Source organism: Aeromonas sp. R4-3 (genome assembly GCF_040908275.1).
Lineage (GTDB): Bacteria > Pseudomonadota > Gammaproteobacteria > Enterobacterales > Aeromonadaceae > Aeromonas > Aeromonas rivipollensis.
Map to the genome: position 1 here is coordinate 1 of NZ_JBFODK010000053.1, position 5,692 is coordinate 5,692.

4 protein-coding genes and 2 tRNA genes are annotated in these 5,692 nt (G+C 61.6%); 3 read left to right on the plus strand and 3 right to left on the minus strand.

The genetic code is table 11. The features are described 5' to 3' along the window. The first annotated feature begins 18 nt into the window (after window positions 1-18). Both AB5Y91_RS15895 and AB5Y91_RS15900 read left to right on the plus strand, forming a co-directional pair. Window positions 19-94, plus strand: a tRNA-Gly gene (locus AB5Y91_RS15895). A gap of 25 nt (window positions 95-119) precedes the next feature. Further along, window positions 120-195: transfer RNA gene (locus tag AB5Y91_RS15900), tRNA-Gly, on the plus strand. Between the two features lie 407 nt (window positions 196-602). On the opposite strand, the gene AB5Y91_RS15905 is transcribed toward AB5Y91_RS15900, so the two are convergent. From AB5Y91_RS15905 to AB5Y91_RS15915, 3 genes are all read right to left on the minus strand, one after another. Beyond that, complete coding sequence (locus AB5Y91_RS15905) at window positions 603-812, minus strand: cold-shock protein (protein WP_005327092.1); 210 nt, start codon at window positions 810-812, stop codon at window positions 603-605. Window positions 813-1,083: 271 nt separating this feature from the next. Next, entirely contained in the window at window positions 1,084-1,752 is a 669-nt protein-coding gene (locus tag AB5Y91_RS15910) for a LysM-like peptidoglycan-binding domain-containing protein (protein WP_368170244.1), read from the minus strand. Between the two features lie 99 nt (window positions 1,753-1,851). Beyond that, window positions 1,852-3,954, minus strand: a complete 2,103-nt coding sequence (locus AB5Y91_RS15915) for a methyl-accepting chemotaxis protein (RefSeq protein WP_368170245.1) — start codon at window positions 3,952-3,954, stop codon at window positions 1,852-1,854. 251 nt (window positions 3,955-4,205) lie between these two features. On the opposite strand from AB5Y91_RS15915, the gene gltX reads away from it, so the two are divergent. Further along, window positions 4,206-5,621 (plus strand): glutamate--tRNA ligase, encoded by a 1,416-nt coding sequence (gene gltX, locus AB5Y91_RS15920; RefSeq protein WP_111913581.1) that lies wholly within the window; start codon window positions 4,206-4,208, stop codon window positions 5,619-5,621. The last annotated feature ends 71 nt before the right edge of the window (window positions 5,622-5,692 follow it).

A 5,692-nucleotide genomic window follows, 5' to 3' on the forward strand; every position in this document is an offset into this window, starting at 1 on the left:
GCAGATGATTATTCCGATGCGGGAATAGCTCAGTTGGTAGAGCACGACCTTGCCAAGGTCGGGGTCGCGAGTTCGAGTCTCGTTTCCCGCTCCAAATCACTTGCAGAAGACATCCTGTTGCGGGAATAGCTCAGTTGGTAGAGCACGACCTTGCCAAGGTCGGGGTCGCGAGTTCGAGTCTCGTTTCCCGCTCCAATCTCTCCTCGAAGTTCACGAATCCAATATTTCAATACACTCATTGCCACATCCAGTTGGCAGAGCATGATCCGCGCCTTGCCAAGGCTGGGGTCGCGAGTTCGAGTCTCGTTTCCCGCTCCAATCTCTCTTCGTAGTCCTAGTCGTCCATTCTTTTTCTTATCCCTATTCGAATAGATTCCGTATCGCGCCGCGATGCTTTGCCATATCCGCTTGTCAGCACCTGTGCCGGTTTCCCGTCATTGCCCTCGGTCCATGGACTATGGCGGCGGCAGCTGAGCGTAGGCGGCTTGGGAGAGGGGAGAGGCAGGTCAGGGCGGCGAAGAGCTCGCCTGATACGGGGCGGGGAATGGCAGGCAAAAAAATAGGAGGGGCCTTGGCTCCTCCTGCGAGTTCACGGATGCGGCTTAGAGCAGAGTCACGTTCTCAGCCTGCGGGCCTTTCTTGCCCTGGGTCACGGTGAACTGGACTTTTTGACCTTCAGCCAGGGTCTTGAAACCTGTGCTCTGGATGGAGGAGAAGTGAACGAAAACGTCCGGTCCCTGGGATTGCTCGATGAAGCCAAAACCCTTGGTTTCGTTGAACCATTTTACTTGGCCGGTGCGAATGTCAGACATGTGGTAAGTCCTATCTATAACAAAATGAAACTAACGCCTTGTTGGGCAGCATTTGCCTAGAATGCAGGGGCCTACCCATGACTGACTACGTCGATGTGTTCCAGTGGCATGCAGTACAATCCCTGTCTAAAGCACAACCGATTGTACTGGAGCCCGATCCCTTGTCAATTTGGCACTTTTCATTTTTTGAGCGAGCTAAAAGTATTGGGAAGTCAGCGGCTTGTTTCATGCTTCTGGTCAAAAAAACGGGAGGCCATGGCCTCCCGTTTCATCACTCCTTGAGGGCGAACCCTTCGCCCTGTCGGTCGTAGCGGTAGTTTGCCTGACCAAAGGAGCGGATCTCGACCCGCTGGATGCGGCGGCCTGTGTCCACCAGGATGAACACCGACTTGCCCGATTGCAGCCGGGTCAGCGGCCTGTCCGGCCCCTCTATGGCGATCAGGCGGCTCAGCTCGGCCCCGGGCAGTTCAAACTTGCGCCAGATGGAGTAGAGGGTCTCGCCAGCCTGCACCTCGTGCTGCAGCCAGGTGCCATCGACTTTCTCCTCGACAGGTTTGGCCGCGGCCGGCGCACTGCTTGCGGCCCCGTTGCCCACGGTCAGTGCCTGGGTCGGCACGGCCAGCGGCACGGCGAGCGAACCGGAAGGCGCCGCCTTGGGGGCGGCGGGGGCGGGTTCCCAGGCCAGCAGCAACAGCCAGAGAGGCACCAGCACCAGCAGGCCTAGGGTGTGCTTGCGCGGCAGCGGGCTCGCCAGCTTGAATGAAGCCGCCTTCGGCTCCTTGTTACGCTGACCCAAGCCGCTCAATCCCTGGCCAAGACGTTGACGCAGGGGCAGGGTTGCGGCATTGATACGATGGAGCAGGGTTCCTTGTGATTCGTCTTGGCGACGCTGCTGGGCTCGTCTGTTATGGCCACGTGGGCGACGGTCCGGGGTGGGCACGGCATTTACCTCTCACTACATTGCCTGCCATCAGGCAAATATAGTGCCTATGGTAAACGGACTCGCCCCCGAGGGGGAGAGCCCTGAGCATGAAAATTATCAGCTGAGACGAAATTGCCCCAGCAACTGCTGCAAACGCTCGGCCGCCTGGCGCAAGGCCTGGCTGGCTTTCGCCGTATTGGTCGCATCCTGGGCGATGTCGTTGGCCAGTGCGTTGGTTTTTGACAGGTTGCCTGAGACCGTCTCGGAAACCGAGCTCTGCTCCTCGGCGGCGGAGGCTATCTGATAGGTCATGTCGTTGATGGTGGCGATGGCCTGGAAGATGCTGTCCAGCGCCGCCTCCGCCAGATCGGCCTCGCCCACCGCCTGATGGGTCAGCTGCTGGCTCTGCTGGATGGCGTTGACCGCATTGGCCGAGCTGTGGCGGATCTTCTCGATCAGCTCCTGAGTATTCTGCACCGCCTGCTGGGTGTTGCCCGCCAGCTTGCGCACCTCGTCGGCCACCACCGCAAAGCCGCGACCCTGCTCGCCAGCCCGGGCCGCCTCGATGGCGGCGTTCAGCGCCAGCAGGTTGGTCTGATCGGCGATGCCCTGAATGACGGTGAGTATGCTGGTGATCTGCTCGCTGTCGTGGGCCAGCCCTTCTACCACCTCGGCACCCTTGCCCGCCTCGGCCGCCACCTTGTGCATGGACTGGATCACCTGCTGGAAGCGCACCTTGCCCTGATCCGCCGCGCCCTGCGCCTGCTTGGCCGAGTCGGCGGTGTTGTTGGCGTGGGTCGCCACCTCCTGACTGACATAGGACATCTCCTGCACCGCGGTCAGCATCTGCTCCATCTCCGCTTGGTGATGCTGCAGGTTGTTGTCGGTCTGGCCGGCGATACGGTCGGTATCCCCGGCGTGGCGATGGACCTCGCTCGCGGTTTTCTGCACGTCCCCGAGCAGCACCTGCAACTTGTCGATGAAGCGGTTGATGCCGCGGGCCAGTGCCCCCAGCTCGTCCTGGGCTCGGGTGTTCAGGCGCTTGGTGAGATCCCCCTCGCCATCGGCGATGTCATCCACCAGGCTGACCATCTGGCGGATGGGGCCCGTGATGCTGCGGGCGATCGCCAGCATGGTGGCCAGGGCCAGCACCAGTACGATGAGGGCACCTATGAGCTGCTGGGTCATGGCGGCCCGGTTCATCTCGGTGAGCTGGCTCTCCAGCTCGTCGGCGCCCGCCAGCACCACCTGATAGGGCAGGGTGACTATGATGGCCCAGTTGCGGGCCATGCCCGGCACCGCGATGGGCACAGAGATGCGAAACGCCTCGTCGAGCTCCTGGCGTTGCAGCTCGGGTTTGAGGTATTGCTGCCAGCCGTCGCCCAGCAGCTTGTCGGCGCGGCTGCCGAGCAGGCTGGCGTCCCCGCTGGTGCCTGTGATGACGCCGGCGGCGCTGACGATAAGTGTCTCGCCCTTGCCGTCATAGATGTTGCTGTTGAGGGACTGGGCCTGGCGGCTGATGGAGTCCACCGCCAGATCCAGGGCCGCGACGCCCTTGAACTGACCGCCCACCAGTATGGGGGTGGTGATGGTGCTCACCAGCACCTGCTGGCCGTTGATGTCCACCTTGAAGGGATCGATGAGGCAGGAGCGCCCCTCCCGTTTCGGGCAGGCGTAGTAGTCGTTGGCCGGATTGCCGAATTCGTCCGCGTCGCTCTTCTCGATGGAGAGCAGCAGATCCGAGCCAATGTTCTCCTTGTCGCGATAGAAGTAGGGGACGAAACGCCCCTTGTCATCGCTGCCAAGGGCGCTCTGGCCTGCGAAGGCGCTGTCCTGGCCATCGAAGCCGTTCGGCTCGAAGCCCGCGAAGGCGCCATATAGTTGCGGCTCCAGGCCGAGCTGCGCCTTGAGCAGGTCCGTGGCCTGCTGGCGATCCAGCGGCAGCTTGCCCTCCTGCTGCAGGGCGAAGACGCTGGCCATCTGCTGGGTATAGGAGAGCCCCTTTTGCAGCAACTGGGTGATGGTGGCGGCCTCGGCGCGGGCGTTGGCACTCACCTTCTGCCACGCCTCCTGCTGCAGGGCCGCGCGACTGGAACTGATGGTCAGTTGCTGGGTCTGCTTGCTCGAGTATTGGTTGAGCAGGATCAGGATGACCAGGGCCGTGGTCATGGCGACCCCCGCCAGTACCAGGATGCGATTCTGGATAGAGCGAAACTGCATCTCGTGTTCCTTGTGAGTAGAAAGTTGTATGAATTATCGGCATGGCGGGAGATTCCTCCAGCAATGTTGATCAGCAAAGCTGAAAATGAGGGGAGGTTTTGCGATCCCTCTCAAAGAACGGCGCCCCGGCCGAATCAAGACCTGTTTAGGCCCCGGCTATTGCATGGTTTTCCCATCCGTGATTCTGAGTGCTAAAATGCGACGGTTTTTTCTAACGCATTGGCCCAAGGCCCTCTACACAAGGCTTAAAGATGAAAGTCAAAACCCGTTTTGCTCCCAGCCCGACCGGCTTTTTGCATGTCGGCGGTGCCCGTACCGCACTCTATTCCTGGTTGTTCGCAAAGAGCCAGGGCGGCGAGTTCGTGCTGCGTATCGAGGATACCGACCTGGAACGTTCCACTCAGGAGGCGATCGACGCCATCATTGAGGGCATGGAATGGCTGGAGCTGAACTGGGATGAGGGCCCCTACTACCAGACCAAGCGCTTCGATCGCTACAACGGCATCATCGACGAGATGCTGGCCGATGGCCGCGCCTACAAGTGCTTCTGCTCCAAGGAGCGCCTGGAGGCGCTGCGCGAAGGCCAGATGGCGAGCGGCGAGAAGCCCCGCTATGACGGCAAGTGCCGGGATGCCGCCCACGATCACCCGGCCGATGCGCCCCACGTGATCCGCTTCCGCAACCCCACCGAAGGCTCTGTGGTGTTCGATGACCACGTCCGCGGCCGCATCGAGTTCGCCAACACCGAGCTCGACGATCTGATCATCCGCCGCACCGACGGCGCCCCCACCTACAACTTCTGCGTGGTGGTCGATGACTGGGACATGGAGATCACCCACGTGGTGCGTGGTGAAGACCACATCAACAACACCCCGCGCCAGATCAACATCTACAAGGCACTGAACGCGCCTGTACCGGAGTTTGCCCACGTCTCCATGATCCTGGGCGACGACGGCGCCAAGCTCTCCAAGCGCCACGGCGCTGTCTCGGTGATGCAGTACCGCGACGATGGCTACTTGCCGGAAGCCCTGCTGAACTATCTGGTGCGTCTGGGCTGGTCCCACGGCGATCAGGAGATCTTCACCCTGGACGAGATGATCAAGCTGTTCAGCCTGGATGCCATCTCCAAGTCTGCCTCCGCCTTCAACACCGACAAGCTGTTGTGGCTGAACAACCACTACATGCGCAGCCTGGATCCGGCCTATGTGGCCAAGCACCTGGAATGGCACATGGCCGCCCAGAACATCGACACCAGCAAGGGCCCGGCACTGGCCGATGTGGTCACCCTGCTGGCCGAGCGCTGCAACACCTTGGTAGAGATGGCCGCCCAGAGCCGCTATCTGTTCGAAGAGTACGAGGCCATTGACGAAGCGGCTGCCAAGAAGCACCTGCGCGGCGTCGCTGCCGAGCCGCTGACTCTGGCCAAGGCCAAGCTGGCGGCGCTGGAGACCTGGACCACCGAAGCGCTGCACGAGCTGATTGAAGCCACTGCCGCCGAGCTGGGTCAGGGCATGGGGAAGGTCGGCATGCCGCTGCGCGTGGCCGTCACCGGTCTGGGTCAGTCCCCGGCCATAGACGCCGTGATGGCGCTGGTGGGCAAGGAGCGTGTGCTCGCTCGCATCGACCGCGCCCTGGCCTATATCGAAGCGCGCATGGCAGCCGAGTAATACCGGTCTGGGCCAATCTCCCCTGGCATCGCCGACGCCGTAATGGCGCTGGTGGGCAAGGAGCGTGTGCT